Here is a 24,121-nt window from a genome sequence, read left to right as displayed (position 1 = left end):
CTTACAGCAGGCTCCGCACCTGTTCCGCGAGGGCCACCCCGAGATCGCGATTGTTGGCCTCGGTGAAGTGGATTCCGTCGACGCCGTCGGTGCTGATCACCGAACCCGCGTCGAAGAACGGCACCTTCATGAACGACGCGAGCGCGCTGTACACGCGGGCGAGCTCAGTGGTCTTCTGCTCGCCGCCCTCGAAGATCAACTGGAACCAGGGGTGCGGCATGGGCGCCAGCGGTGGCGGCGAGACCACCAGCACCTTGGGTGCCGGGTACGTGGTGCCGACGCCGCCCGCGCTGGTGAGCACCTGCGTGACGAGCACCGACATGCCCAGCGCGATGTCGAGCGGGGTGCGCCGGAAGTAGGCCTTGGTGTCGTTGGTGCCCAGCATGATGATCACCAGGTCGAGCGGCAGGTGCGTCGCGAGGCACGACGGCAGGTAGCTCGCGCCGTTGAGCCGCGGATCGGTGGGGTCGTCGATGTTGGTGGTGCGCGCGCTCAGTCCCTCCTCGATCACCTCGAAGTCCGCTCCGAGCTGCTGGGCCAGCACACCGGTCCAGCGCACGTCGGGGGCGAACCGCTCGGTGGGTGCCCCGTCTTCGACGGGGACCCAGCCCCAGGTCAGGGAATCACCGAAACACAGAATTCGCTTGGCCATGGGCCAAGCACATCACACCGCGTCGTTCTCCGATGCGTTCTCGGGGGGCGCGTCGGATCTGGCCGGGGCCCGCAGGCCGGGCCCAACACGTAGGAGACTATTTCTACGGGCAGGTGATCTCGAGTTCGAACGGTTTGGTCACCGCACCGGCCATCGGGTTGGCCATGTCAGCGCCGGTGGCACTGCCCTTGATCGTGTACTTGTTGCCGTCCTTGGTGGCCTCTGCGCTGCCACCCGGCACACCCGGCGTGTAGCCGAGGCTCACACCGTCGATGTTGCCGAGCGCGACCGCGCTGACGGCGGGCTGATCCCCTTCGGACAGGGTCGCGGTGACGGCGGAGGTGCCCTGGCCGACGGTCACGGACACGTTGCCCGCCACGGTGGCGCACACGACTGATCCCTCGATAGGGTGTTCGGCGCCGTCGATGACCACCCGGGCGGTACCCGTCCCGGTGGTGGCGGTGGCGTCGCCTGCCGCCACCGAGGTGCCGGGTGAGGCCGTCGAGTCGACGGTCGCGTTTGCGGTGGGTGACGCCTCGCTTGCCTCGGCGCTCTTGTCGTCGGACGAACAGCCGGACAGACCCGCGACGACAAGTGCGGCACTTCCGACAGCTACCAGGAACCCTCGCTTCACCACTGATCTCCTCACGGTCGTGGCCGGTCAAGATCAAACCAGCCGTCCTGCAAAGTATGGAGTTAGCTGGCAATCGCGTTATGTGATTACGCGAATTCCCCGAACTGCTGCACACGCCGCCGTAGATTCGAAGCTGTGCAGACTTTGCGTACACCGGACGAGCGATTTGCCCAGCTTCCCGAATTCCCCTACGCGCCAATGTATTGCGATATTGACGACGGGGAAGGCGGACGGCTGCGGGTGGCCTGGGTCGAGGACGGCCCGGCGCACGCCGAACCCGTCCTTTTGTTGCATGGGGAACCATCTTGGTCGTTCCTGTACCGCAAGATGATCCCGATCCTCGTCGCGGCGGGTCACCGCGTCATCTGCCCCGACCTCGTCGGGTTCGGCCGCTCCGACAAGCCCACCCGCATCGAGGACCACACCTACGCGCGGCACGTCGAGTGGATGCGGTCGCTGGTGTTCGACGCGCTCGATCTGCGGAAGGTGACCCTCGTCGGGCAGGACTGGGGCGGGCTGATCGGGCTGCGACTGGCCGCCGAACATCCGGACCGGTTCGCCAACATCGTCGTCGCCAACACCGGCCTGCCCACCGGTGACATCCCGATGCCCGATATCTGGTGGCAGTTCCGCAACGCGATACAGAAGGCGCCGAAGGTCGACGTCGGACGATTCGTGGCCTCGGGGTGCCGCCGTCCGCTCAGTGACGGCGTGATCGCGGCTTACGACGCCCCGTTCCCCGACGACTCCTACTGCGCCGGGCCGCGTGCGATGCCGGGCCTGGTGCCCACCTCACCCGACGACCCGGCCGCCGAGGCCAACCGCGCGGCATGGAAAGTGCTGCGCGCCAGCAAGACCCCCATGCTGGTCGCGTTCAGTGACGGCGACCCCATCACCGGCGGCATGGCCCCGATCTTCAAGAAGGAGATGCGCGGCGCCCACGGCATCGAGCACCCCGTGATCTCCGGCGCGGGTCATTTCCTGCAGGAGGACGCCGGCGAAGACCTCGCCTCGGCGGTCGTGGAATTCCTCAGGGACAGGTGACCGCGATGTCGAATGGGGTGTCGGCCGGAACTGACGGGTCGGCGGGATCGGCACCCATGCCGATGCCCGCGACGGTGTAGGTGTCACCGTCGCGCGTCGCGACGACAGGAACTTCGGACAGACCCGACATGTAGACCACCGACGGGCCGTCCGACCAGACGTCGCCGATGTTCACCGACTCGACGTTGGGCGCCTCGCCCTCGGTGACCTTGACCGTGGTGCGCACGTCCGACTCGATGGTGATCGTGGTCAGACCGTCACTGGTCTCGCAACCGATCGCGGTGACCGGTCCCAGTTCGTTGCCGCCGAGCACCACCTTGCCCTGATCGGCCTCGACCGGCGTGGCGGCGGGCCCGTCGGATTCCGTCGCCGGCGACTGCCCCGCATCGTTGGAATCCTGCGACGAACACCCGGCGACTCCGGTCAGCAGTGCCGCGCATCCGGCGGCAGCGACGAGTCGGTTCACGACCAGTTCCACGAGCAGCAGTATGGTCGGGCCCGCCCCGTTTACGGAAATCGCGTGGGTATCCGGTTGAATGGCTCTCTGTGGATCAGCCGTACTTCACCGTGACGGCCGAGTTGGAGGGCCGACTCGGCCGGGTCGGAACCATCCATACGCCCCACGGCGACATCCACACCCCGGCGTTCATCCCGGTCGGAACCGCCGCCACCGTCAAATCGGTGCTGCCGGAGACCATGAAACAGCTTGGCGCCCAAGCCATCCTGGCCAACGCGTATCACCTCTACCTGCAGCCGGGCCCGGACATCGTGGCCGAGGCCGGCGGCCTGGGTGCGTTCATGAACTGGCCGGGGCCCACCTTCACCGACAGCGGCGGCTTCCAGGTGCTGTCCCTGGGCGTCGGGTTCAAGAAGGTGCTGGCCATGGACACCAACCGGGTACAGGCCGACGACATCATCGCCGAGGGCAAGGAACGCCTGGCGCACGTCGACGACGACGGCGTGACGTTCCGGTCGCATCTCAACGGTTCGCTGCACCGCTTCACACCCGAGGTCTCGATCGGCATCCAGTACCAACTGGGCGCCGACATCATCTTTGCGTTCGACGAACTCACCACGCTCGTCAACACCCGTGCCTACCAGGAACGTTCGGTGCAGCGCACCCACGAGTGGGCCGAACGCTGCCTCGCCGAGCACCACCGGTTGCAGAACCAGGCACCGGAGCGGCCCCGTCAGGCGCTGTTCGGTGTGGTGCAGGGCGCCCAGTACGAGGACCTGCGCCGCAAGGCCGCACGCGGCCTGGCCACGATCGGCGAGCAGGCGGGGCCGGCCGAGGGGCTGGCCTTCGACGGATACGGCATCGGCGGCGCCCTGGAGAAGCAGAACCTGGCGACCATCGTCGGCTGGGTGAGCAGCGAGCTTCCCAAGGACAAGCCCCGGCACATGCTGGGCATCAGCGAGCCCGACGACCTGTTCGCCGCGGTGGCCGCGGGTGCGGACACCTTCGACTGTGTGTCGCCGTCGCGCGTCGCGCGCAACGCCGCGATCTACACGTCGACGGGGCGGTACAACATCACCGGCGCACGGTACAAGCGCGATTTCACGCCGCTGGACCCCGAGTGCGACTGCTACACGTGCGCCAACTACTCGCGCGCCTACATCCGGCACCTGTTCAAGGCCAAGGAGATGCTGTCGGCGACGTTGTGCACGATCCACAACGAGCGATTCGTGGTCCGGCTGGTCGACCGGATCCGCGCGGCCATGCTCGCCGGGGAGTTCGACGCACTGCGCGACGAGGTGCTGGGCCGCTACTACGGCACCTCTGTTCGCTGAGAGCGTTCGCCGAGCGGGGTACGCGAAAGTCGCATGCACAATGGGTGGATGTCGACCGCCGCGACAGCCCAAGAGGCGCAGGGACTGCTGCTCCAACTGCTCGACCCTGCCACCCGTGCCGACCCGTACCCGATCTATGACCGCATCCGCCGCGGCGGACCGCTTGCGCTCCCCGAGGCGAATCTCGCGGTGTTCTCCAGCTTTTCCGATTGCGACGACGTTCTGCGGCACCCCTCGTCGTGCAGCGACCGCACGAAATCGACCATCTTTCAACGGCAACTCGCCGCCGAGACGCAGCCGCGACCGCAGGGGCCCGCCAGCTTCCTGTTCCTCGACCCGCCCGATCACACGAGGCTGCGCGGCCTGGTCAGCAAGGCGTTCGCGCCGCGCGTGATCAAGCGGCTCGAGCCCGAGATCACCGCGCTGGTCGACCAACTGCTCGACGCTGTCGACGGGCCGGAGTTCAACCTCATCGACAACCTCGCCTACCCGCTGCCGGTCGCGGTGATCTGCCGACTGCTCGGCGTGCCGATCGAGGACGAACCGAAGTTCAGCCGCGCGTCGGCGCTGCTGGCCGCGGCCCTGGACCCGTTCCTGGCGCTCACCGGCGAGACGTCGGATCTGTTCGACGAACAGATGAAGGCCGGGATGTGGCTGCGCGACTATCTGCGAGCCCTCATCGACGAGCGGCGCCGCACACCGGGTGAGGACCTCATGTCCGGTTTGGTCGCGGTCGAGGAGTCGGGCGATCAGCTCACCGAGGACGAGATCATCGCGACCTGCAACCTGCTGCTGATCGCGGGCCACGAAACGACGGTGAACCTGATCGCCAACGCGGCCCTGGCCATGTTGCGCACCCCCGGACAGTGGGCCGCGCTGGCCGCCGACGGATCCCGGGCCTCCGCGGTCATCGAGGAGACCATGCGGTACGACCCGCCCGTGCAGTTGGTGTCGCGGTACGCAGGCGACGACCTGACCATCGGGACGCACACGGTGCCCAAGGGCGACACCATGTTGCTGCTGCTCGCCGCGGCGCACCGCGACCCGACGATCGTCGGCGCCCCCGACCGGTTCGATCCGGACCGCGCTCAGATCCGGCACCTCGGCTTCGGCAAGGGGGCGCACTTCTGTCTGGGGGCACCTCTGGCCCGACTCGAGGCGACCGTGGCGTTGCCCGCGCTCGCGGCCCGGTTCCCCGAGGCCCGGCTCAGCGGCGAACCGGAGTACAAGCGGAATTTGACGCTGCGCGGCATGTCTACGTTATCCATCGCGGTATAGCGATTCGACGACGGATTCCATCGCCAAATCCATAAACTAATGACGAAACCGTAGCCATTGGGTACGGTCGTCTTTCATGCGAATTCTCCTGGTGGGTGCCGGCGGCGTCGGCTCGGCCTTCTGTGCGATCGCCGCGCGCCGCAATTTCTTCGATCAGATCGTGGTGTGCGACTACGACGAGAGCCGTGCGCGGCAGGCCGCGGAGGCCGTCGGCGACGCCCGGTTCACCGCGGCGCAGGTGGACGCGACGTCGGCCGACGCGGTGGCCGACCTGGTGCGTGAGCACCAGATCACCCATGTCATGAACGCCGTCGACCCGCGGTTCGTGATGCCCATCTTCAACGGGGCACTGGCCGGCGGTGCCGACTACCTCGACATGGCGATGAGCCTGTCGCGGCGGCACCCGGACAGGCCCTACGAGCTCACGGGCGTCAAACTCGGCGACGAGCAGTTCGGGGCCGCCGGGGACTGGGAGGCCGCGGGCCGTCTCGCGCTGGTCGGCATCGGCGTCGAACCCGGACTCTCGGATGTGTTCGCGCGCTACGCCGCCGACCACCTGTTCTCCGAGATCGACGAACTCGGCACGCGCGACGGTTCGAACCTGGTGGTCGAGGGATACGACTTCGCGCCGTCGTTCTCGATCTGGACGACCATCGAGGAATGCCTCAACCCGCCGGTGGTCTGGGAGGCCGACCGCGGCTGGTTCGTCACCGAACCCTTCAGCGAGCCAGAGGTTTTCGACTTCCCCGAGGGTATCGGCCCGGTCGAGTGCGTCAACGTCGAGCACGAAGAGGTGCTGTTGATGCCGCGCTGGGTGAAGTGCAAGCGCGCGACGTTCAAGTACGGGCTGGGCAGTGAGTTCATCGACGTGCTCAAGACGCTGCACAAGCTGGGCCTGGACCGCACCGACAAGGTCCGCGTGCCCGGCGCGAACGGCCCGGTCGAGGTGAGCCCGCGCGACGTCGTCGCCGCGTGCCTGCCCAACCCGGCCACGCTGGGACCGCAGATGCACGGCAGGACCTGCGCGGGCCTGTGGGTGACCGGCAAGGGCAAGGACGGCGCGCCGCGGTCGACGTACCTGTATCACGTCGTGGACAACCAGTGGTCGATGGCCGAGTACGGCCACCAGTGCGTGGTGTGGCAGACCGCGATCAATCCCGTTGTGGCGCTGGAACTTCTGGCGTCGGGAGTGTGGAGCGGGGCCGGTGCGCTGGGACCGGAGGCCTTCGACGCCGTGCCGTTCCTGAATTTGCTGAAGGACTACGGCTCGCCGTGGGGGATCAAGGAGCTGTAGCTCACGCGTCGGTAGGATCGGGCGCCATGCCGACCGAGCTCACCGCCGAGCAGGCCGCCGCGCGGCTGCACGCCGCCGACACCCTGGGGCTCCCGCTGGGGCCCGGCCAGCCACCGTCGTTCCTGCAGGCCCTGGGCGTGCGCAAGGACTGGACCGATCTGCGGGTGTACGGCGCGTTGCTCGCGGTGCTCACCGAGTTGTTCTCGCGCCCCGGCGTGCACTTCATCTCGGGTTTCTACGGACCGCTCGAGCGTGCGCTGCGCGACGCCGGTGCCGACGTCGACTTCGCTCCTGCGGATTTCCGTCGCTTCGGTCCCCTGATGCGTGCGCAGTCACCGCGGGTCATGGCGACCGCGGCGACCCCGCCGGACGCCGACGGATGGTGCTCGCTGTCGCTGCACGCCGGCGGCACCGTCGATGAATTACGCAGGGCGGGGACCGATCCCGAGCGACTGTTGATCGTCGAGGTCTCCGAGGCGTTCCCGCGGACGTACGGTCTGGGTGACACACACCGGCATGCGTTGCACGTCGACGAGATCGACATCCTCATCCGCTCCACCGCACAGCCGATGAGCCTGCCGGGAGACCGCGCCACACCCAGCGACGTCGACCGGGCGATCGCGAAGCACGCGGTCGCCTACATGCCGTCCGGGGCGACGCTGCAGACCGGCATCGGGTCGATCCCCAACCAGATCGCGGCACTGCTCGCCGAGGGCGACGGCGGCGAATACGGTTTGCACAGTGAGATGTTCACCGACGGCTGCATGAAATTGCACCGCGCGGGCAAGGTCACCAACACCCACAAGGGTCTGTACGACGGTGTCAGCGTGACGACCTTCGCGTTCGGGTCGCCGGACCTGTACGAGTGGCTCGACGGCAACCGCGACGTCGCGTTCTTGCCCGTGGAGATCGTCAACTCGCCCGAGGTGATCGCCAGGAACCATCAGATGGTCACCATCAACGGCGCCCTCGCAGTCGACATCCACGGGCAGGTGGTCGCCGACACCATCGACGGCAGCCAGTTCAGTGGCATCGGGGGTGCGGAGGACTTCGTGGCCGGTGCCGGGCTGGAACTGTCCGACCGCTCGCTGATCTGCCTGCCCTCGACGTACACCACCAAGGACGGCCACGTGCGGTCGCGGATCGTGCCGTGGTTCGGTCCCGGCGCGGTGATCACCACGCCGCGCCACCACGTCGACGTCATCGTCACCGAGTACGGCACGGCCGAACTCGAAGGACTCACGGTGCGCGAGCGCGGCAGTGCGCTGGCGGCCATCGCGCACCCGCAGTTCCGCGACGACCTGCTGGAGGCCGCCGAACGCACGGTCAACGGGCGCTCGGCGTTGGCGTGAATCCGGACCCCAACGCACACAACGCACGTCGCAGTCGCCCGCATCATCTGCGCACGCTGGTCGCCCGGGCGGTCGGCATCGAGACCGCTCGATCCACCGGGCCGGTCTAGAGCGTGTTGAGGATCCGCTGCAGGAACTGCTTGGTGCGCTCGTGCTGCGGATCGTCGATCACGGCCGCGGGCGTCCCCTGCTCCAGGATCACCCCGCCGTCGGTGAACAGCACCTGATCGGAAACCTGCTTGGCGAACTGGATCTGGTGCGTCACGATCACCATGGTCCAGCCCGCGTCGGCCAGGTCCTTGATCACCGCGAGCACCTCACCGACCAGTTCCGGGTCCAGGGCCGAGGTGGGCTCGTCGAACAGCACCACCTTGGGCCGCATGGCCAGCGCCCGCGCGATGCCGACACGCTGCTGCTGACCACCCGAGAGTTGGTACGGGTACTGGTCGCGCTTGTCGGCCAGTCCCACCTGCTCGAGGAGTTTGACAGCATCGGTCTCGGCCTCGGCGCGGGGACGGCCCTGCGCGACGATCGGCCCCTCGGTGATGTTCTGCAGAACGGTCTTGTGCGGGAACAGGTTGTGGGACTGGAAGACGAAACCGCTCTGGGCGCGGTAGCGGCGCAACGTGTCCCGGGTGATGCGCTCGGAGAAATCGATCCGGACGCCGTCGTCGCCACCTACCTGGATGACCCCGGAATCGGGCACGTCGAGGGCGTTGAGCGCCCGCAGCAGCGTCGTCTTCCCCGAACCCGAGGGCCCGAGAATGGTGGTCGCACTGCCACGCGCGACCTTGAACGACACGCCTTTGAGAACCTTGTTGTCGCCGAAGGCCTTCTCCACGTTCTCGGCGACGATCCGGTATTCGGGCTCTGTGGTCATCGCGCCACGTACCTTTCCAGTCGGCGTTCAATGCGGCTCTGGCCGAACGACAACACCAGGCAGATCACCCAGTAGTAGACGGCAGCCGTGCCGTAGAGGGCGAAGAACTCGAACGTCGGGGCCGCGGCGATCTGGGCCTGCCGCAGCAGTTCGGTGACCAGGATGGTCGACGCCAGTGACGTGTCCTTGACCAGTGAGATGAGCGTGTTCGACAGCGGCGGCACCGCGACGCGGGCGGCCTGCGGAAGGATGATCCGCTGCAGCGACTTGCCGTAGGTGAGGCCGATGGTCTCGGCAGCCTCCCACTGTCCCTTGGGGATGCTCAGGATCGCCGCGCGGATGATCTCGGCCGCGTAACCGCCCACGTTGAGGCTGAATGCGATCACCGCGGCCGGGAACGGGTCGATGCGCACCCCGAACTCGGGCAGCGCGTAGAACACCAGGAACAACTGCACCAGCAGCGGGGTGCCGCGGATGATCGAGATGTACAACCGGGCGACGTTGCTGAGCACGGCATTCGACGACAAGCGCGCCAGCGCCACGCCCAGCGCGATCACCAGGCCGATCGCGAAGCTGATGATCGTCAGCGGAATGGTCATGGTGACCGCGGCCTTGGCCAGCGGCCACAGGTTGTCGCCGATCAGCTGCCACGTCGACCGGACGGCAGGCGGCGCGCCGTCACCGTTGGCGGCGCCCGTCGCGTCGGCCTTGAGGTACTTCTGCGAGATCTGCGCCAACGTGCCGTCGGCCCTGAGTTCGTCGAGCGCACGGTTCAACTCGGGCAGGTAACCGCTGTCCTTGCGCGCGGCGAACCCCTGCTCGCTCTTCTCGCCGACCTCTCCGGCGATCTTCACCGACGTGTCCCCGGTCTCGGCGAGGTAGGCGTACACCGCGATGCTGTCGTTGACCACGACGTCGACGCGTCCCTGGTTGAGCAGCTTGATGGCCTGGGTGAAACCCTCGACGGCCTCCACCCGGGCGCCGGCCTGCCGCGCGATCTCCGACCAGTTGCTGGTCGCGTTCTCGGCGGCCACCTTGCCCTTGAGATCGTCGAGTGAGGTGATCGAGTTGTCGTCGGCGCGCGTGACGATGACACCCTCGCCGACGGAATACGGCTCGGAGAGGTCGTATTTCGCCTTGCGCTCGTCGGTGATGGTGACCTCGTTGGCGATGATGTCGAACCGGTTGGCTTCCAGCGCAGCGAATATCGAGTCCCACGGGGTTTCGACGAACTGGATTTGCACGCCGATCTTGTCGGCGACGGCCTTCACCACGTCGATGTCGTAACCCGTCAGCTCATTGGTCGCCGGGTCGTGATAACTGAAGGGGGCGTACACGCCTTCGGTGCCCACACGCAGCACACCGGCTGCTTTTATCGGCTCGTCGCTGTCATTCGCAGCGGGTCCACAGCCTGCGAGCAGCATGGCGGCCAGGAGCAGGAGCCCCAGCAGAGGAATACGTAGGGAACGCACCGCCGGAAGCTAGCAGGCCGCACCGATCTTATGAAGGGTTCTGCTCAGACCGGCCGATATATCCAGGGATGGCGGGGCAGCTGGTCGGGGTCGAACCGGGCCAGCAGTTCGTCCATCGTGGTGGCCGGCCGGCCGAGGGATTCGGTGATCTGAGCGAACGCGCGCTCGACCCCGATCTCGGCCAGCGTCACCGCGCCGTCGCGCTTGGCCAGACGCGCGCCGTCCTCGTTGAGCACCAGCGGCACGTGGGCGTACGTGGGCTCTGGATGGCCCAGCAGCCGCGCCAGATAGGCCTGCCGGGGTGACGAGGGCAGCAGGTCGTCACCACGTACCACCTGGTCGATCCCCGACGCCGCGTCGTCGACCACCACCGCGAGGTTGTAGGCAGGCACACCGTCGCCGCGGCGGACCACGAAATCGTCGACGATGCCGGTGTAGGGGCCGTGCAGGACGTCGTTGACGGTGTACACGAACGTGTCGGTGCGCAACCGCATCGCGGGCGGGCGGCCGGTCTCGCGGCGCCGCGCGGCGCGCTCGTCGTCGGTCAGGTCGCGGCACGTGCCCGGGTAGGCGCCCTGCGGGGCGTGCGGTGCGCGTGGTGCCTGCGCGATGTCCTTTCGGCTGCAATAGCATTCGTACAACAGGCCCTCGCCGGCCAGCTGGTCGATCACGGCGTCGTAACGGTCCTCGTGCGTGGTCTGCCACTCGACCGGTTCGTCCCAAGTCAGCCCGACCGCGGCGAGGTCGGCCACCTGGCGCCGGCCGATCTCCGGGAACGTGCGGTCGTCGAGATCCTCGACCCGCACCAGAAAGCGCCGCCCGGTGGACCGTGCGAACAGCCACGCGAGCACGGCGGTGCGCAGGTTCCCGATGTGCAGGTCGGCCGAGGGGCTCGGCGCGAAGCGTCCGGCGGCGTTGCTCACGCCCGCAATGTAGCTAATCGCGCTCCCACGGCGCGGTGTCGCCCATCTTCTCGTAGTACTTGGCCAGGTGGCTCTTGACCCGGTCGATGTCGCCTTCGGGCAGGTCGATGCCGCCGCGTGCGCCGTCCATGATGGCGCCGGCGGCCATCACGCCGCGCGGTACGACCTTGAGGTCACCGCCGACCACGTCGGCGATCAGCAGCTTGTAGGCCGTGAAGTTGTCCTTCTTGTCCTTGTCGTACCAGACGTGCGCGTCGCGGTACTTCTCGTTGGGTTCGTCGGTCGCGTCGGCCCACTTGCGCACGCGTTTCTCGGCGGCGTCGCCGTCCCAGTCGCGGTCGCGGTCGGCGAGGGGAAGGTCCTGGAATGCGGTTACGGACATGTCTGTCGCGTGCCCCGTCGGTAGCAGTGGTAAACCGCGGTTACCTTCGAGGGGGTGACCAATCGGCAGCTACCCGGCGGCACTGTGCGGGTCGAAGAAGAAGACGGCCTGGTGCGCGCCCGGGGCCTGCGGTACGGCACGGCGGCCCGGTTCACCCGCGCCGAACCGACGCCACTGTGGGAAGGGGTGCTGGACGCCACCCGCAGCGGCCCGGCGTGCCCGCAGCGGCCGTCGCGCGTGAGCTGGATGACCGGGCCGTTGCTGGACGGCCTGGTGATGGACGAGGACTGCCTGGTGCTGAGCGTCACGGCGCCCGCGGACGCAAACGGCCTGCCGGTCATGGTGTGGTTGCACGGCGGCGCGTATGTCTCGGGCAGCGGCGAATCGCGCAAATACGACGCCGCGCCGCTCGCGCGCCACGGCGACGTGGTGGTGGTCAACGTCAGCTACCGGCTGGGCACCTTCGGCTTCCTCGCGCCGCCCGGCGCACCGGACGGGTTCAACGTGGGCCTGACCGATCAGATCCTGGCCCTGAAGTGGGTGCGCGACAACATCAGCGCGTTCGGGGGCGATCCGGGCAACGTGACCGTGTTCGGGCAGTCGGCGGGCGGGGACTCCGTGGTGAAACTGATGCTGGCCGAGGAGGCATCCGGGTTGTTCCACCGCGCGATCGTGCAGAGCGCACCGCTGGGGCTGGGGGATGAGCGGGCGGATCTGGCGGTGGCCATGCGTTCGGCGCTCGCCGACGCCCTGGACGGCGTCGACCCGCTGCAGGCCACCACACAGCAACTTCTCGACGCGCAGGCCGCTGCGGCGTCCTGGGCGCAACCGGTCGAAATGCTCGGGGCCATGATGCCTTTCGCACCGCTGCTCGGTCACGACCCGCTGCCGCCGGCCGACGACGTGGCGGGCCATCTCGCCGACGCCGCGGCGCGCATCGAGCTGCTGGTGGGGTACACCCGCGACGACGCGGCACCGTTCGTGACGATGCACCCCGAGTTCTCCGAGATGCCCGATCTCACCGAGTTCATCTTCGGCGCCCCGGCCGAGACGCTGGCGGCGCAGTGGAACGATCTGGGCGGGCGGGCCGCGTCCTACCGGTTCGAGTGGAGTCCCGACGACGCGCCGCTCGGTGCGTGTCACTGCCTGGAGTTGCCGTTCCTGTTCGGCTCGCCGGAGGCGTGGGCCGACGCTGCGATGCTGGGCAACGAGCGCCGCATCGACCCCACCTTGGCCGACGAGATGCGCACGGTCTGGACACAATTCGCGCACCACGGGGTCGACGCGCTGCCCGCACGGTCACTGCGGTTCGGCTAAACCCGGCACGATGTCACCGAGCTCGAATGCGGTGGGGAGTCGAGCTGTGCGAATGTGCACGAACGCGCGTCGCGGTCCGGGCGCCAGCGGTTGAACTGCGCGGTGTGCCGGAACCGGCGGCCCTCCATGTGGTCGTAGCGCACCTCGACCAGGCGTTCGGGGCGAAGCGGGACGAACGACAGATCCTTGCCCGCATTCCAGCGTGACCCGCCGCCGTAGCGTCGGGCGAGTTCCGGATCGGCCGCGGCCTGCGCGGCCCAGTTCCACGGGTGATGGTCGAAATCGGCTACCAGCGTCTGCAGTTCGGTGAACAGCGCCCGCCGGGTCGCCATCGGGAAGGCGCCGATGACGCCGACCGACGCGAGGCTGCCGTCGTCGTCGTACAACCCGAGCAGCAGCGAGCCCACGGCGTCGGCGCCGGATTTGTGCAGCCGGTACCCGGCGACCACGCAGTCCGCGGTGCGCTGGTGCTTGACCTTGAACATGACGCGCTTGTCCGGCTGGTAGGTCAGGTCCAGGGGTTTGGCGATGACCCCGTCGAGACCGGCGCCTTCGAACTCGTGGAACCAGCGCTGCGCAGTCGGCAGATCGGTGGTGGCGGGCGTCAGGTGGAACGTCGGGCCGGCATCCGCGAGGGCGGTCTCGAGCGCGGCGCGACGCTCGCTGAACGGTCGGCCGGTGTAGTCGTCGTCGCCGAGTGCCAGCAGATCGAACGCGATGAACGCTGCGGGCGTCTGTTCGGCGAGCATCGCCACCCGGCTCGCGGCGGGGTGCAGACGCAGTTGCAGCGCCTCGAAGTCGAGGTGGTTGTCGGCCGGTAGGACGATCTCGCCGTCGATCACGCAGCGGTCGGGAAGCTCGGTCAGCGCCGCGGCCACCAATTCAGGAAAGTAGCGGGTCATGGGCCGTTCCTTGCGGCTGCCGAGTTCCACCTCGGCGCCGTCGCGGAACAGGATCGACCGGAACCCGTCCCACTTGGGTTCATACGACATCCCCGGCGGGATCTGGTTCACGGACTTCGACAGCATGGGCGACACCGGAGGCAGCACGGGCAGGTCCATACCGATGACATTCCCACGTTCGGCCGGTCTACCGTCCCGAGGAGGTAAGAATGGGAAGGATGGACTTGCCGGTGCAGCCCCCGATCGAACCGATGCTTGCCAAGGCGCAGGTGAAGGTGCCCGACGAGGCGGGGGTGTGGTCCTACGAGCCCAAGTGGGACGGTTTCCGCGCGCTGGTGTTCCGCGACGGTGACGACGTGGTGCTGCAGTCGCGCAACGGCAAGGATCTGGGACGGTACTTTCCCGAACTGCTCGACGCGCTGCGTGACGAACTCGTTGAGAAGTGCGTGCTCGACGGTGAGGTCGTGGTGCCCCGCGACATCGCCGGCCGGGTGCGGTTGGACTGGGAGTCACTGAGCCAGCGCATCCATCCCGCGGCGAGCCGCATCAAGATGCTCGCCGAGCAGACCCCGGCGCACTTCATCGGCTTCGACGCCCTGGCCCTCGGTGACCGGTCGCTGCTCAAGGAGCCGTTCCGGGTGCGCCGCGAGGCGCTGGCCGAGGCCGTCGACAACAAACGGTGGTGCCACGTCACCCGCACCAGTGAGGATCCCGCGCTGGGCACCGAGTGGCTGAAGACGTTCGAGGGCGCCGGGCTGGACGGGGTGATCGCCAAACGGCTCGACGGACCGTATCTGCCCGGCAAACGTGAGATGGTCAAGGTCAAGCACCACCGCGACGCCGACTGTGTCGCAATGGGTTACCGCATCCACAAGAGCGGCGACGGCATCGGGTCGATCCTGCTGGGCCTGTACCGCGACGACGGGGAGCTCCAGATGGTCGGCGGCGCAGCGTCGTTCACCGCCAAGGATCGCATCAAACTGCTGGCCGAACTCGAACCGCTGCGCGAGGGCGACGAGATGCGTGAAGGCGACCCCAGCCGGTGGAACTCGGCGGCCGACAAGCGGTGGACCCCGCTGCGCCCCGAGAAGGTGTGCGAGGTGGCCTACGACCAGATGGAGGGAAACTCCGTCGAGGGCAGGCGATTTCGCCACGCCGTGAAGTTCCTGCGCTGGCGTCCCGACCGGGAGCCGTCGAGTTGCACGTTCGACCAGTTGGACACCCCGCTGAACTACGACCTCTACGACGTGCTGGAGGAACAGTGATGGCCAGTGCGGCAACCGAACTCGACGTCGACGGGGTAAAGGTCCGGTTCACCAACCCGGACAAGGTGTACTTTCCCAAGCTCGGCAAGAACGGCACCAAGGGCAAGCTCGTCGAGTACTACCTGTCCGTCGCGTCCGGCCCCATGCTGGCACTGTTGCGCGACCGCCCGGTGCACCTGCAGCGGTTCCCCGACGGCATCGAGGGCGAGGAGATCTACCAGAAACGGGTGCCGCAGAAGCATCCCGATTATCTGGAGACCTGCGTCGTCACGTTCCCGTCGGGGCGCACGGCCGACGCGCTGAAGATCACGCACCCGTCGTCGATCATCTGGGCCGCCCAGATGGGCACCGTCACACTGCATCCGTGGCAGGTGCGCTGCCCCGACACCGAACATCCCGACGAACTGCGCGTCGACCTCGACCCGCAACCCGGCACAGGATTCAAGGAGGCCCGCACCGTTGCGTGTGACGTGCTCAAACCGCTGCTCGACGAACTCGGCCTGGTGGGTTATCCCAAGACCTCGGGTGGCCGTGGCGTGCACGTGTTCCTGCGCATCAAACCGCAGTGGGACTTCATCGAGGTGCGCCGTGCGGGCATCGCGCTGGCCCGTGAGGTCGAGCGTCGCGCCCCCGACGCGGTGACCACGTCGTGGTGGAAGGAAGAGCGCGGCGAGCGGTTGTTCATCGACTACAACCAGAACGCGCGCGACCGCACGTTCGCCTCGGCCTACTCGGTGCGCAAGACCCCCATCGCGACCGTGTCGATGCCGCTGAGCTGGGACGAACTGCGCAACGCCGACCCGGACGACTACACCATGAACACCGTGCCGGATCTGCTTGCCGGGCGCGATGATCCGTGGGCCGACATCGATTCGGTGCAGCAGTCCCTGGGGCCGCTGCTGGACCTCGTCGCCGCCGACGAGGAGCGGGGCCTCGGTGATCTGCCCTACCCGCCGAACTACCCGAAGATGCCCGGCGAACCGCCACGGGTACAGCCCAGCAAGAAGGTCGCCGAGCACTGGGACGAGCAGGGCAACCGCAAGCAGTGAAGGCCGAAGGCAGTCTCACCCCTCGGGGGCGCCGATGGCCTGCAGGTGTTCGATCGTCGCGGCGCGGCCCCGTCCGATGTGGTCCAACATGGCGCGTTCGGCGATCTCGGGCTGTCTGGTCTCGAGCGCGGCGGTGACGGCCTCGTGATCGGCGGCCGACTGGCGCCGTCGTTGCACGAACCAGATCGCTTGATAGGGCACACCCGTCCACAGCCGATCGATGAACTCGTCCAGCAGTGACGAGTGCGCGGCGGCGTACACCAGCCGGTGCCACCGCGCATTGAGATCCACCACGTCGGCGAAGCGAGGCGGCTCGCCGTCCACGACGAGCCGGAACTCCTCCTGCAGTTCACGAATGCGGCGCAACTCGTCCTCGGTCGCATTCGCCGCGGCCAGCCTGGTGGCCAGGGGTTCGAGAGTCTGCCGCAGAAGGTAGGTCTCCTCGGCACGTCGGATCGAGTACCGCGTCACCACGTGCCCGTGATGACGCTTGTACTCGACGAGCCCGTTGGCCTGCAACATCCGCAACGCCTCGCGGATGGGTGTGAGACTCATCTGCAGCTCGTCGGACAGGCTCGCCAATGTCAGCTTGGCCCCACCCGGTAACCGGCCGCACTCGATCAAGCGGCGGATCTCGATGAACGCCTCTTCAGCCTTGGTTGTCGGGAGCGGCTCGGGTGGGGTTGCCATCACGTCCTCTCGACCTGGCGCCGATTCTGTCACCCAGACGGTACCGCGATCGGGGTCACCGGCCCGCTGTCGTTGAGTGTCTGCACCACATTCTTCACCGCGAGCTCGGCCATCAGGGTGCGGGTCTCCACGGTCGCCGAACCCAGGTGCGGCGCGAGCACCACGTTGGGAAGCTCACGCAGGCCCGGATGCACCTCGGGTTCATGCTCGTAGACGTCGAGCGCAGCCCCCGCGATGCCACCACGTGCGAGGGCATCGGCCAACGCGCTCTCGTCGACGATCGGGCCGCGGGCGGTGTTGATCAGATACGACCCGGGTTTCATCGCCCCCAGCGCCTCGGCGTCGATCAGATGACGCGTCTCAATCGTCAACGGGCAGTGCAACGAGACGATGTCAGAGGTCGCGAGCAACTCGTCGAGCGGGACCCGACGGCCGATGCCGTCGTCCTGCGCGCGCCGGGCGTGGTACACGACGCGCACACCGAATGCCGTTGCGCGTCTGGCGACGGCTCGACCGATGTGGCCCATACCGACGATCCCGAGTTGCTTGCCCTGCAGACCGGTGCCGAGCATGAATCCGATGTCCCACGACCAGGGTTGGCCCGACCGGATCAGGCGATCGCCCTCGCTCACTCTGCGCGTGACGTCCAACAGGAGGGCCATGGTCAGGTCGGCGGTCGCATCGACCAGCACCCCCGGGGTGTTGGTCGCGGTGGCGCCGTGGCGTGCGATGGCCGCGACGTCGAGGTTGTCATAGCCGACGGCGGTGTTGGCGACCACGCGGAGTTGGTCCCCTGCCGCGGCGAGCACACGCTCGTCGATCCGGTCGTTGAGCATGCTCACGATGCCGTGCGCGCCGCGTACGGCATGGCGCAACTCGTCGTCGGTGAGGGGACGGTCGTGCGGGGACACCCACACCTCACCGACATCGGCGAGAGGCGACAGAGTCGCCGGTGGCAGTGCCCGGGTGACGACGACTTTCACCGGGCACCCGCCAGAATCGCCCTCGCGCGCTGAGCGACCGGGTAATCGACGAACGTCCCGTCCGCGAGCCGGATCGACGAGACACCTTCGGCCTCGGCCGCGCTGAACGCGGCGTCCACTGCACGGGCCCAGTCGATCTCGGCATCGCTCGTAACGAACGCACCGGCCACCGAGGCGATCTGCGATGGATGGATGACCTGCTTACCGCCGAACCCGAGCTTTCGGGCATGCCTCGCCGACCGGATGAGGCCGTCGTCGTCATCGAGATCGAGGTACGGGCCGTCCACCGGCGCAGGACAGTTCGCCGCCGCGGCGGCGAGGACCAGTTGCGACCGCGCGAAGAGGAACTCGTCGCCGTCGCTGGTCGGGGTGATGCCGAGTTCACGGGACAGGTCCGCGGGGCCGAACGACAACGTGTGGACCCGTGCGTCGGCCGACGCGAGCGAGGGCGCGTTGAGGATGCCCGCCGCTGTCTCGACCAAGGGGATGATGCCGATCCGGCCGTCGTCGGCCCCCGCCGATCGCTCCGCGCGAGTGAGGAGTTCGCTCACGCGCCGGATACGGTCCGGTTCGGCGCTCATGGGGACCATGACCAGATCCAGCCGGTGCAGCACGGGCTCAAGGGCGGTCAGGTCGTCCTCGGCAAAACCGCTGTCCACGGCGTTGATTCGGACGCACAGCACCGGCACACCAGCGGTGGGTAGCGCGGACAGCGCCGTCACGGCCGCGTCGCGCGCGGCGTCTTTCCTCGACACCGCCACCGCGTCTTCGAGATCGACCGCGACGCCGGCGGCCGCACTGGCGGCCGCCTTGGCGATGCGGTCGGGCCGGTCGCCCGGCACGAACAGCAGGGTGCGAAGCAGAGGAAGGGCGCGAGTCGGTCGCCCGCCCATCAGTCGGCGTACCAGTTCGGCAGGTCGTCCTGCATGTCCACCCACACCGACTTGATCCGGGTGTAGTGCTCCATCACGGCCTGTCCGCCCTCGCGCCCGTAACCGGACTGCTTGTAGCCGCCGAACGGAACGAGGTGGTTGATGGTGCGGGTGGTGTTGACCCAGATCAGTCCGGCCGCAATGCTCGCCGCGACCCGGTGCGCGCGGGACACGTCCCGCGTCCACACCGATCCGGCCAGGCCGTACTCCGTGTCATTCGCCTTGGCCACGGCGTCGGCCTCGTCGGTGAATGACATGACACCGGTCACCGGCCCGAAGATCTCCTCGCGGATCATCCGCATGTCGCGGTTGACGCCGTCGAGGATGGTCGGCGAGTAGTAGTAGCCCTGCGCCAGCGGGGCTTCCGTGGGCTGCGTGCCGCCGCAGACCAGATTCGCTCCCTCCTGGATGCCGCTGGCGACGTACCCGGCGATCCGTTCGCGATGCTGTGCGGAAATCTGGGCGCCCATCTGGGTGCGCTCGGACAGCGGATCGCCCACGCGGATGCGCCGTGCCAGTGCGGCGAACCGGTCCAGGAATTCGTCGTGGATGGTGTCCTGGACGAAGATTCGCGATGCCGCCTGACAGGTCTGACCCGCGGCCGAGAAGATGCCGTAAGCGGTGCGGTGAACCGCGGCATCGAGGTCGGCGTCGTCGAAGATCACGGTGGGTGACTTGCCGCCCAGTTCGAAGGTGACGAGTTTGAGATCGCTTGCCGCGGTGGCCGCGATCTGCTTGCCCACCTCGGTCGAACCGGTGAAGGCGATCTTGTCGACATCCGGATGGGCGACCAGCGCGGCGCCGGCTTCCTCGCCGATTCCGGTCACCACGTTGAAGACTCCGTCGGGCAGTCCCACCTCGGCGATGAGCTGAGCGAACACGACCGCGGAGACCGAGGTCTCCTCGGCGGGTTTGAGGATGATGGTGTTACCGCCTGCCAGGGCGGGCGACAGCTTCCACGCGAGCATGAGCAGCGGCGAGTTCCAGGGCACGATCGCGCCGACCACACCCACCGGTTCGCGGCGGGTGTAGCTGAAGGCCGTGGCCGCCTGGGGATGGGTCTCACCCACCGTCGTCTGGCACACACCCGCGAAGTACTCGAAATAGCGTACGACCGCGTCGATCTCGGCACGCACCTCGCGGACCGGTTTGCCGTTGTCGCGGGACTCGATGACCGTGAGTTGATCCCGGTGCCGGTCGACCACTGCGGCGATCTTCATCAGGAATCGGCCGCGGTCGGCGGGCGACACAGCGCCCCACGGCCCTTCGAAGGCTGCGCGCGCCGCGCGCACGGCACGGTCGATGTCGGTCGAATTGGCCCGCGGCAACCGTGCCCACACCCGCCCGGAGCGGGGTTCGTAGGAGTCGAACGTGGCGCCGTCGGCAGCGGAAACCGCCTCTCCGGCAATGAACATCGACAGATCGGCGACGTCGGAGGCGGCGTCCGGGTTCGTGAGGGTGGCGACGTCGGACGGGCGGAAGGTGGTGACTGTCATGCTTGGGTCTCCTGCGGCAGTAGTACGGGCTTGATCTCCTGGAAACTCTGCATCCGTCCCATCACCGAATCGATGTCGCGGAGCGGATAGTGGCCGCTGATCAGCCGGTCGAAGGGCAGCCGATCGGCGTAGCGTTCCAGGATGGTGAGTGCAGTGCGGTAATGCGAGAGGTCACCCGAGAAGGAACCGATGACGTTGAGGTTCTTCTTGGTGATGGTGCCGGGGGCAATGGTGGTGACCCCGGCGCCGAGTTGGCCGACCACCAGGTAGCGGCCGTCCGGTGCGGCCATTTCCACGCCTTCGGCGAAGGCCGCGGGGTGGCCCGAGAACTCTGCGACCAGATCGGCGCCCAGGCCGTCGGTGGCATCCCGGATCATCGCCAGCCGATCATCCGGATCTGTATGGGCGGCAAGGGAGATCACGTCATGGGCGCCGAACTCCGAGGCGATCTCCAGGCGGGTGTCCGGCGCGCCGACGGTGATCACCCGGCCTGCGCCCGCCTGCGCGAACAGACCGGTCGCCAGAATTCCCAGCGGCCCTGCACCCTGGACCACGACGGTGTGCTCGGGCCCGACGCGGCCGGCCTGTTCGACCGCGTTGACCACGGACCGCAGCGCACAACTCGCCATGCTGGCAAGGTCGTCGGGCACGCCGTCGGGGACGCGGAGCCGGCCGGACCCGGGCAGCACGTAGGAGTGTTGCGCCAGACCGCCCAGCAGATTGGGCCACTGGTCCATGGTGGCCTGGCCGTACGGGATCTTGTTGCGGCACAACGTGGGACGCTTTTTGGCGCACATGACGCAGCGGCCGCAGACAGCGTGGGTCCACAGGATGCGGTCACCGATCTGCAACGGCTGACCGGCCGAGTCGACGTCGGCGCCGTCGCCGATCGCGATGATCCGGCCGACCATCTCGTGCCCGAGGATCAACGGCAGCCCGACAGGGATGGCGAGTGAGCCTTCCCAGCAGTGCACATCGGTACCGCACAGTGAGCAGGCCACGATCTCGACGAGCAGCCCGCCAGGCGCCACGGTCTGCGGGACGGCGACCTCTTCCAGGGTGAGCGGTTCACCGAAATTCCGCACCACGGCTGCCTGTGTGGATTTCGGCAGCGTCGTCGCCCTCATCGCTGAACCTCCGCGACGTCTGAGGCGACCCCGGGAACGGCGGTCGCCGAATCGTCGGCGCGCACCTTGCCCCAGACGGCCATGACGAGATAACTCACCAGGCAGACTCCGGCGATGTAGGTGGCGATGGGCCAGGTTGCGCCGTCGCTGCGAAGCAGCAGCGCCGCGGCGATGAGCGGCGTGAAGCCACCGACGATGGCCGCGCCGAGTTGGTAACCCAGTGAGGCGCCGGTGAACCGGACTTCCGTGCTGAACAGGGCCGAGAAGTAACTGGCCTGTGCGGCGTACATCAACGAGTGCCCGACGGCCAGGCCGACGATCAACGCGATCAGCAGCGTCCAGCCGGAGTTGGCGCCCGCGAGCCAGAAGAACGGGAACGCGAACAGCACCATGAAGCCTGCACCACCCATGTAGACGGTCCGCGTGCCGACCCGGTCAGCGAGCACGCCGAACGCCCCGATCGTGATGATGGCGACGACGGACGCGATCAGAATGCCGTTGCGCGCGGTCGATTCGCCGGCACCGTTTTTGGCCAGGGTCAGTGCGAACACCGTGATCAGGTAGAACGTGCAGGTTTCGGCGGCCTTCGCGGCGAACGTGACGAAGATGCCCCGCCGCCCGGTGCGGAACGCTTCCACCAGCGGGATGCGCTTCTTCTCCTGCTCGGGTTCGATCGACCGGGTGGCCATTGCCGCTGCGAACTCCGGGGATTCGGTGATCGCGCGGCGTAGCCACAGGCCGACGAGCATGAGCACGGCACCAAGGATGAAGGGTATGCGCCATCCCCAGCTCAGGAACTGCTCCTCGGGCAGCAGCATGAACCCGCCGAGCACCAGACTGGCGAGCACCAACCCCGCGTAGATACCCATCTGCGGGCAGCTGCCGTAGAAACCGCGGCGACTCTCAGGCGCGTGCTCGATGGTCATGATGGACGCGCCGCCCCATTCGCCTCCGTGTGCGAGCCCCTGCAGGATCCGCAGCGTGACCAGGAGGACGGGGGCCAGTGTGCCGATCGACGCGTAGGTCGGGAGTATCCCGATGCCGACGGTGGAGACACCCATCAACGCGAGCGTCGCGATCAGAACGCTCTTGCGCCCGAACTTGTCCCCGAAGTGGCCTGCGATGATGCCGCCGACCGGGCGTGCCACGAAACCCACGCCGAAGGTGGCCAGGGCGAGCAGTGTGCCGACCGCCGGGTCCTCGTTGTGGAAGTACAGCGCGCCGAAGATCGTCGCGGACAGTGCGCCGTAGAGATAGAAGTCGTAGAACTCGAGCATCGATCCGATGCCACTGGCGAGCGCCACGCGCCGGACGAGTCGCTCGTTCGGCGCCGCAGGCGCAGCGGGATTGGTCATGAACTCACTCGCTTCGTTGAGGTGGGTTGGAGGGTGCGGCCTATCACGCCGGCCTCGGCCAGCGCATCCACGACATCATCGGGATAGGCCAATTCGGTCCGTAGGATCTCGTCGTTGTGTTCTCCGACGGCAGGGCCCGGATGGCGGATCTGGCCTGGTGTACGAGACAACTGGGCGATCAGGCCCTGCATTCGCACCGCACCAAGGGTGGGGTGGTCGACGGTGACGATGCTGCCCCGTTCGGTGAAGTGCGGATCGGCGACGATGTCCGCCGCGGTGTACACGGGGCCCGCCGTCGCCCCGACCGACTCGAACATGGCCAGTACATCGGCGTTGTCGCGTTGCCCGACCCAGGACGCGATCGCCTCGTCGATCGTCTCGCGGTGTTCGATTCGGCCGGAGATGTCCGAGAACCATTCGGCGTCAGCCAGATCCGGCCGTCCGACCGCACGCATGATGCGTTGTGCGGTCGCGGTGGTGGCGCCGGAGAGCGCGATCCAGCGCCCGTCACGGGTGCGGTAGCACTCGCGGGGAACGTTGAAGCCCGTTCGGCTTCCCTGTCGTGTCGGCAGGGTGCCGAGCTGGTCGTACGCCGACGTCTGGGCGCCCAGGATCCAGAACAGGGGTTCGTAGATGGACAGGTCGACGACCTGCCCATGGCCGGTCGCCTCGGCGTGACGCAGCGCGATCATGGTGGCGAAGGCGCCGGCGAGTGCGGCGACGCCGTCGGCCAGCGGCCATTGCGGAAGTACCGGGGGACCGTCGGCGGCGCCGTTGGTGTCGGCGAACCCGGACATGGCCTCGGCGATCGTGCCGAAACCCGGACGGGACCTGTAGGGGCCGGTCTGCCCGAACCCCGAGACACGCACCACGACGAGTTTCGGGTTGGCCGCGATCAGGTCCTCCGGATCGAGGCCCCACTTCTCCAGGGTCCCGGGACGGAAGTTCTCGATGAACACATCCGCGTCGGCCAGCAGTCGACGCATCACGTCGGCGCCGCGGGGATCCGAGAGCGACAGGCTGATGTCGCGCTTGTTCCTTCCGACGAGCGCCCACCACAGCGATTCGCCGTCCTTGCGCCACTCCCATTGCCGCAGACCGTCACCGTGCGGGTGTTCGACCTTGATCACATCGGCCCCGAAGTCCCCGAGGAGCGTCGCAATCATGGGCCCCGCGTAGATCGTGGCGCCGTCGACGACCCGGACTCCTCGAAGCGGCGGCGGCTGAGCGGAAGTTGTATCAAACATTTAATTAAATTAGCGCCCGAGTGAGCCCCGACACAAGTGGCCCCCGGCGTGACGCG

At 67.8% G+C, this 24,121-nt stretch carries 22 protein-coding genes and 1 pseudogene; 8 read left to right on the top strand and 15 right to left on the bottom strand.

What is annotated here, in order from left to right; genetic code table 11:
* Window position 1: 1 nt before the first annotated feature.
* Both AT701_RS30905 and AT701_RS30900 read right to left on the bottom strand, forming a co-directional pair.
* On the bottom strand, window positions 2-652 hold the full coding sequence (locus tag AT701_RS30905; RefSeq protein WP_011731199.1) for an SGNH/GDSL hydrolase family protein: 651 nt from the start codon (window positions 650-652) through the stop codon (window positions 2-4).
* Between the two features lie 103 nt (window positions 653-755).
* Window positions 756-1,286, bottom strand: a complete 531-nt coding sequence (locus AT701_RS30900; protein WP_003897736.1) for a lipoprotein LpqH — start codon at window positions 1,284-1,286, stop codon at window positions 756-758.
* A gap of 135 nt (window positions 1,287-1,421) precedes the next feature.
* Here AT701_RS30900 and AT701_RS30895 point away from each other — a divergent pair, with 135 nt between their 5' ends.
* Window positions 1,422-2,330 carry a haloalkane dehalogenase gene (locus AT701_RS30895; protein ID WP_011731198.1) on the top strand — a complete coding sequence of 303 codons (909 nt, stop codon included), beginning with the start codon at window positions 1,422-1,424 and terminating at the stop codon, window positions 2,328-2,330.
* Here AT701_RS30895 and AT701_RS30890 read toward each other — a convergent pair.
* Window positions 2,317-2,808, bottom strand: a complete 492-nt coding sequence (locus tag AT701_RS30890) for a lipoprotein LpqH (RefSeq protein ID WP_003897734.1) — start codon at window positions 2,806-2,808, stop codon at window positions 2,317-2,319. The genes AT701_RS30895 and AT701_RS30890 overlap by 14 nt on opposite strands.
* 68 nt (window positions 2,809-2,876) lie before the next feature.
* Here AT701_RS30890 and tgt point away from each other — a divergent pair, with 68 nt between their 5' ends.
* From tgt to AT701_RS30870, 4 genes are all read left to right on the top strand, one after another.
* A complete protein-coding gene (gene tgt / locus AT701_RS30885) occupies window positions 2,877-4,121 on the top strand; it encodes a tRNA guanosine(34) transglycosylase Tgt (RefSeq protein WP_003897733.1) in 1,245 nt (414 codons plus the stop codon).
* 48 nt (window positions 4,122-4,169) lie between these two features.
* Window positions 4,170-5,399 (top strand): cytochrome P450, encoded by a 1,230-nt coding sequence (locus AT701_RS30880; RefSeq protein WP_029104331.1) that lies wholly within the window; start codon window positions 4,170-4,172, stop codon window positions 5,397-5,399.
* 76 nt (window positions 5,400-5,475) lie between these two features.
* Window positions 5,476-6,693, top strand: coding sequence for a saccharopine dehydrogenase family protein (locus AT701_RS30875; protein WP_058127211.1), 1,218 nt, complete (start codon window positions 5,476-5,478; stop codon window positions 6,691-6,693).
* A 26-nt stretch (window positions 6,694-6,719) separates the two neighbouring features.
* The gene (locus AT701_RS30870) at window positions 6,720-8,045 is read left to right on the top strand and encodes an acetyl-CoA hydrolase/transferase family protein (RefSeq protein ID WP_058127210.1); all 1,326 of its coding nucleotides are present in this window, start codon (window positions 6,720-6,722) and stop codon (window positions 8,043-8,045) included.
* 106 nt (window positions 8,046-8,151) lie between these two features.
* Here AT701_RS30870 and AT701_RS30860 read toward each other — a convergent pair whose 3' ends face one another.
* The 4 genes from AT701_RS30860 to AT701_RS30840 all read right to left on the bottom strand — a co-directional run bounded on the left by AT701_RS30860 (window position 8,152) and on the right by AT701_RS30840 (window position 11,702).
* Window positions 8,152-8,925, bottom strand: coding sequence for an amino acid ABC transporter ATP-binding protein (locus AT701_RS30860; RefSeq protein ID WP_011731193.1), 774 nt, complete (start codon window positions 8,923-8,925; stop codon window positions 8,152-8,154).
* Window positions 8,922-10,349 (bottom strand): ABC transporter permease subunit, encoded by a 1,428-nt coding sequence (locus AT701_RS34455; protein ID WP_003897727.1) that lies wholly within the window; start codon window positions 10,347-10,349, stop codon window positions 8,922-8,924. Before AT701_RS34455 ends, AT701_RS30860 begins: the two co-directional genes overlap by 4 nt.
* A gap of 92 nt (window positions 10,350-10,441) precedes the next feature.
* Window positions 10,442-11,320: a tRNA glutamyl-Q(34) synthetase GluQRS gene (gene gluQRS / locus AT701_RS30845; RefSeq protein ID WP_003897726.1), complete on the bottom strand. Its 879-nt coding sequence runs from the start codon at window positions 11,318-11,320 to the stop codon at window positions 10,442-10,444.
* Window positions 11,321-11,333: 13 nt separating this feature from the next.
* Window positions 11,334-11,702: a hypothetical protein gene (locus AT701_RS30840; protein ID WP_003897725.1), complete on the bottom strand. Its 369-nt coding sequence runs from the start codon at window positions 11,700-11,702 to the stop codon at window positions 11,334-11,336.
* A 54-nt stretch (window positions 11,703-11,756) separates the two neighbouring features.
* Here AT701_RS30840 and AT701_RS30835 point away from each other — a divergent pair, with 54 nt between their 5' ends.
* A complete protein-coding gene (locus AT701_RS30835) occupies window positions 11,757-13,019 on the top strand; it encodes a carboxylesterase family protein (RefSeq protein WP_058127209.1) in 1,263 nt (420 codons plus the stop codon).
* Here AT701_RS30835 and AT701_RS30830 read toward each other — a convergent pair.
* A pseudogene (locus AT701_RS30830) lies at window positions 13,002-14,080 on the bottom strand (ATP-dependent DNA ligase). The gene AT701_RS30835 and the pseudogene AT701_RS30830 sit on opposite strands and share 18 nt — an antisense overlap.
* Before the next feature lie 50 nt (window positions 14,081-14,130).
* Between AT701_RS30830 and AT701_RS30825 the strand changes: the two are divergent.
* Window positions 14,131-15,186 (top strand): ATP-dependent DNA ligase, encoded by a 1,056-nt coding sequence (locus tag AT701_RS30825; protein ID WP_029104330.1) that lies wholly within the window; start codon window positions 14,131-14,133, stop codon window positions 15,184-15,186.
* Window positions 15,186-16,235 (top strand): non-homologous end-joining DNA ligase, encoded by a 1,050-nt coding sequence (ligD, locus tag AT701_RS30820; RefSeq protein WP_014878612.1) that lies wholly within the window; start codon window positions 15,186-15,188, stop codon window positions 16,233-16,235. Before AT701_RS30825 ends, ligD begins: the two co-directional genes overlap by 1 nt.
* Window positions 16,236-16,250: 15 nt before the next feature.
* Here the strand turns inward: ligD and AT701_RS30815 are convergent, their stop codons facing one another.
* The 7 genes from AT701_RS30815 to AT701_RS30785 are packed head-to-tail and all read right to left on the bottom strand — an operon-like array spanning window position 16,251 to window position 24,065.
* Window positions 16,251-16,925, bottom strand: coding sequence for a GntR family transcriptional regulator (locus AT701_RS30815; RefSeq protein ID WP_014878611.1), 675 nt, complete (start codon window positions 16,923-16,925; stop codon window positions 16,251-16,253).
* A 29-nt stretch (window positions 16,926-16,954) separates the two neighbouring features.
* Entirely contained in the window at window positions 16,955-17,908 is a 954-nt protein-coding gene (locus AT701_RS30810; RefSeq protein WP_011731187.1) for a 2-hydroxyacid dehydrogenase, read from the bottom strand.
* The gene (locus tag AT701_RS30805) at window positions 17,905-18,750 is read right to left on the bottom strand and encodes an HpcH/HpaI aldolase/citrate lyase family protein (RefSeq protein ID WP_233031966.1); all 846 of its coding nucleotides are present in this window, start codon (window positions 18,748-18,750) and stop codon (window positions 17,905-17,907) included. Before AT701_RS30805 ends, AT701_RS30810 begins: the two co-directional genes overlap by 4 nt.
* Window positions 18,751-18,800: 50 nt before the next feature.
* Window positions 18,801-20,336, bottom strand: a complete 1,536-nt coding sequence (locus AT701_RS30800; RefSeq protein WP_011731185.1) for an aldehyde dehydrogenase — start codon at window positions 20,334-20,336, stop codon at window positions 18,801-18,803.
* Complete coding sequence (locus AT701_RS30795) at window positions 20,333-21,463, bottom strand: zinc-binding dehydrogenase (protein ID WP_058127208.1); 1,131 nt, start codon at window positions 21,461-21,463, stop codon at window positions 20,333-20,335. The genes AT701_RS30800 and AT701_RS30795 overlap by 4 nt, the downstream gene beginning before the upstream one ends.
* A complete protein-coding gene (locus AT701_RS30790; RefSeq protein WP_058127207.1) occupies window positions 21,460-22,818 on the bottom strand; it encodes an MFS transporter in 1,359 nt (452 codons plus the stop codon). Before AT701_RS30790 ends, AT701_RS30795 begins: the two co-directional genes overlap by 4 nt.
* Window positions 22,815-24,065, bottom strand: a complete 1,251-nt coding sequence (locus AT701_RS30785) for a CaiB/BaiF CoA transferase family protein (protein ID WP_003897714.1) — start codon at window positions 24,063-24,065, stop codon at window positions 22,815-22,817. The genes AT701_RS30790 and AT701_RS30785 overlap by 4 nt, the downstream gene beginning before the upstream one ends.
* Window positions 24,066-24,121 lie beyond the last annotated feature (56 nt).

The organism is Mycolicibacterium smegmatis, from assembly GCF_001457595.1.
Classification (GTDB): Bacteria; Actinomycetota; Actinomycetes; order Mycobacteriales; family Mycobacteriaceae; genus Mycobacterium; species Mycobacterium smegmatis.
This window is presented reverse-complemented; position numbering and strand designations above follow the sequence as displayed.

Coding starts and splice junctions, on each gene's coding strand:
- AT701_RS30905 (WP_011731199.1), bottom strand. CDS start 652: ATGGCCAAGCGAATTCTGTGTTTCGGTGATTCCCTGACCTGGGGCTGG.
- AT701_RS30880 (WP_029104331.1), top strand. CDS start 4,170: ATGTCGACCGCCGCGACAGCCCAAGAGGCGCAGGGACTGCTGCTCCAA.
- AT701_RS30875 (WP_058127211.1), top strand. CDS start 5,476: ATGCGAATTCTCCTGGTGGGTGCCGGCGGCGTCGGCTCGGCCTTCTGT.
- AT701_RS30870 (WP_058127210.1), top strand. CDS start 6,720: ATGCCGACCGAGCTCACCGCCGAGCAGGCCGCCGCGCGGCTGCACGCC.
- AT701_RS30860 (WP_011731193.1), bottom strand. CDS start 8,925: ATGACCACAGAGCCCGAATACCGGATCGTCGCCGAGAACGTGGAGAAG.
- AT701_RS34455 (WP_003897727.1), bottom strand. CDS start 10,349: ATGCTGCTCGCAGGCTGTGGACCCGCTGCGAATGACAGCGACGAGCCG.
- AT701_RS30840 (WP_003897725.1), bottom strand. CDS start 11,702: ATGTCCGTAACCGCATTCCAGGACCTTCCCCTCGCCGACCGCGACCGC.
- AT701_RS30825 (WP_029104330.1), top strand. CDS start 14,131: ATGGGAAGGATGGACTTGCCGGTGCAGCCCCCGATCGAACCGATGCTT.
- ligD (WP_014878612.1), top strand. CDS start 15,186: ATGGCCAGTGCGGCAACCGAACTCGACGTCGACGGGGTAAAGGTCCGG.
- AT701_RS30815 (WP_014878611.1), bottom strand. CDS start 16,925: ATGGCAACCCCACCCGAGCCGCTCCCGACAACCAAGGCTGAAGAGGCG.
- AT701_RS30800 (WP_011731185.1), bottom strand. CDS start 20,336: ATGACAGTCACCACCTTCCGCCCGTCCGACGTCGCCACCCTCACGAAC.
- AT701_RS30795 (WP_058127208.1), bottom strand. CDS start 21,463: ATGAGGGCGACGACGCTGCCGAAATCCACACAGGCAGCCGTGGTGCGG.
- AT701_RS30790 (WP_058127207.1), bottom strand. CDS start 22,818: ATGACCAATCCCGCTGCGCCTGCGGCGCCGAACGAGCGACTCGTCCGG.
- AT701_RS30785 (WP_003897714.1), bottom strand. CDS start 24,065: ATGTTTGATACAACTTCCGCTCAGCCGCCGCCGCTTCGAGGAGTCCGG.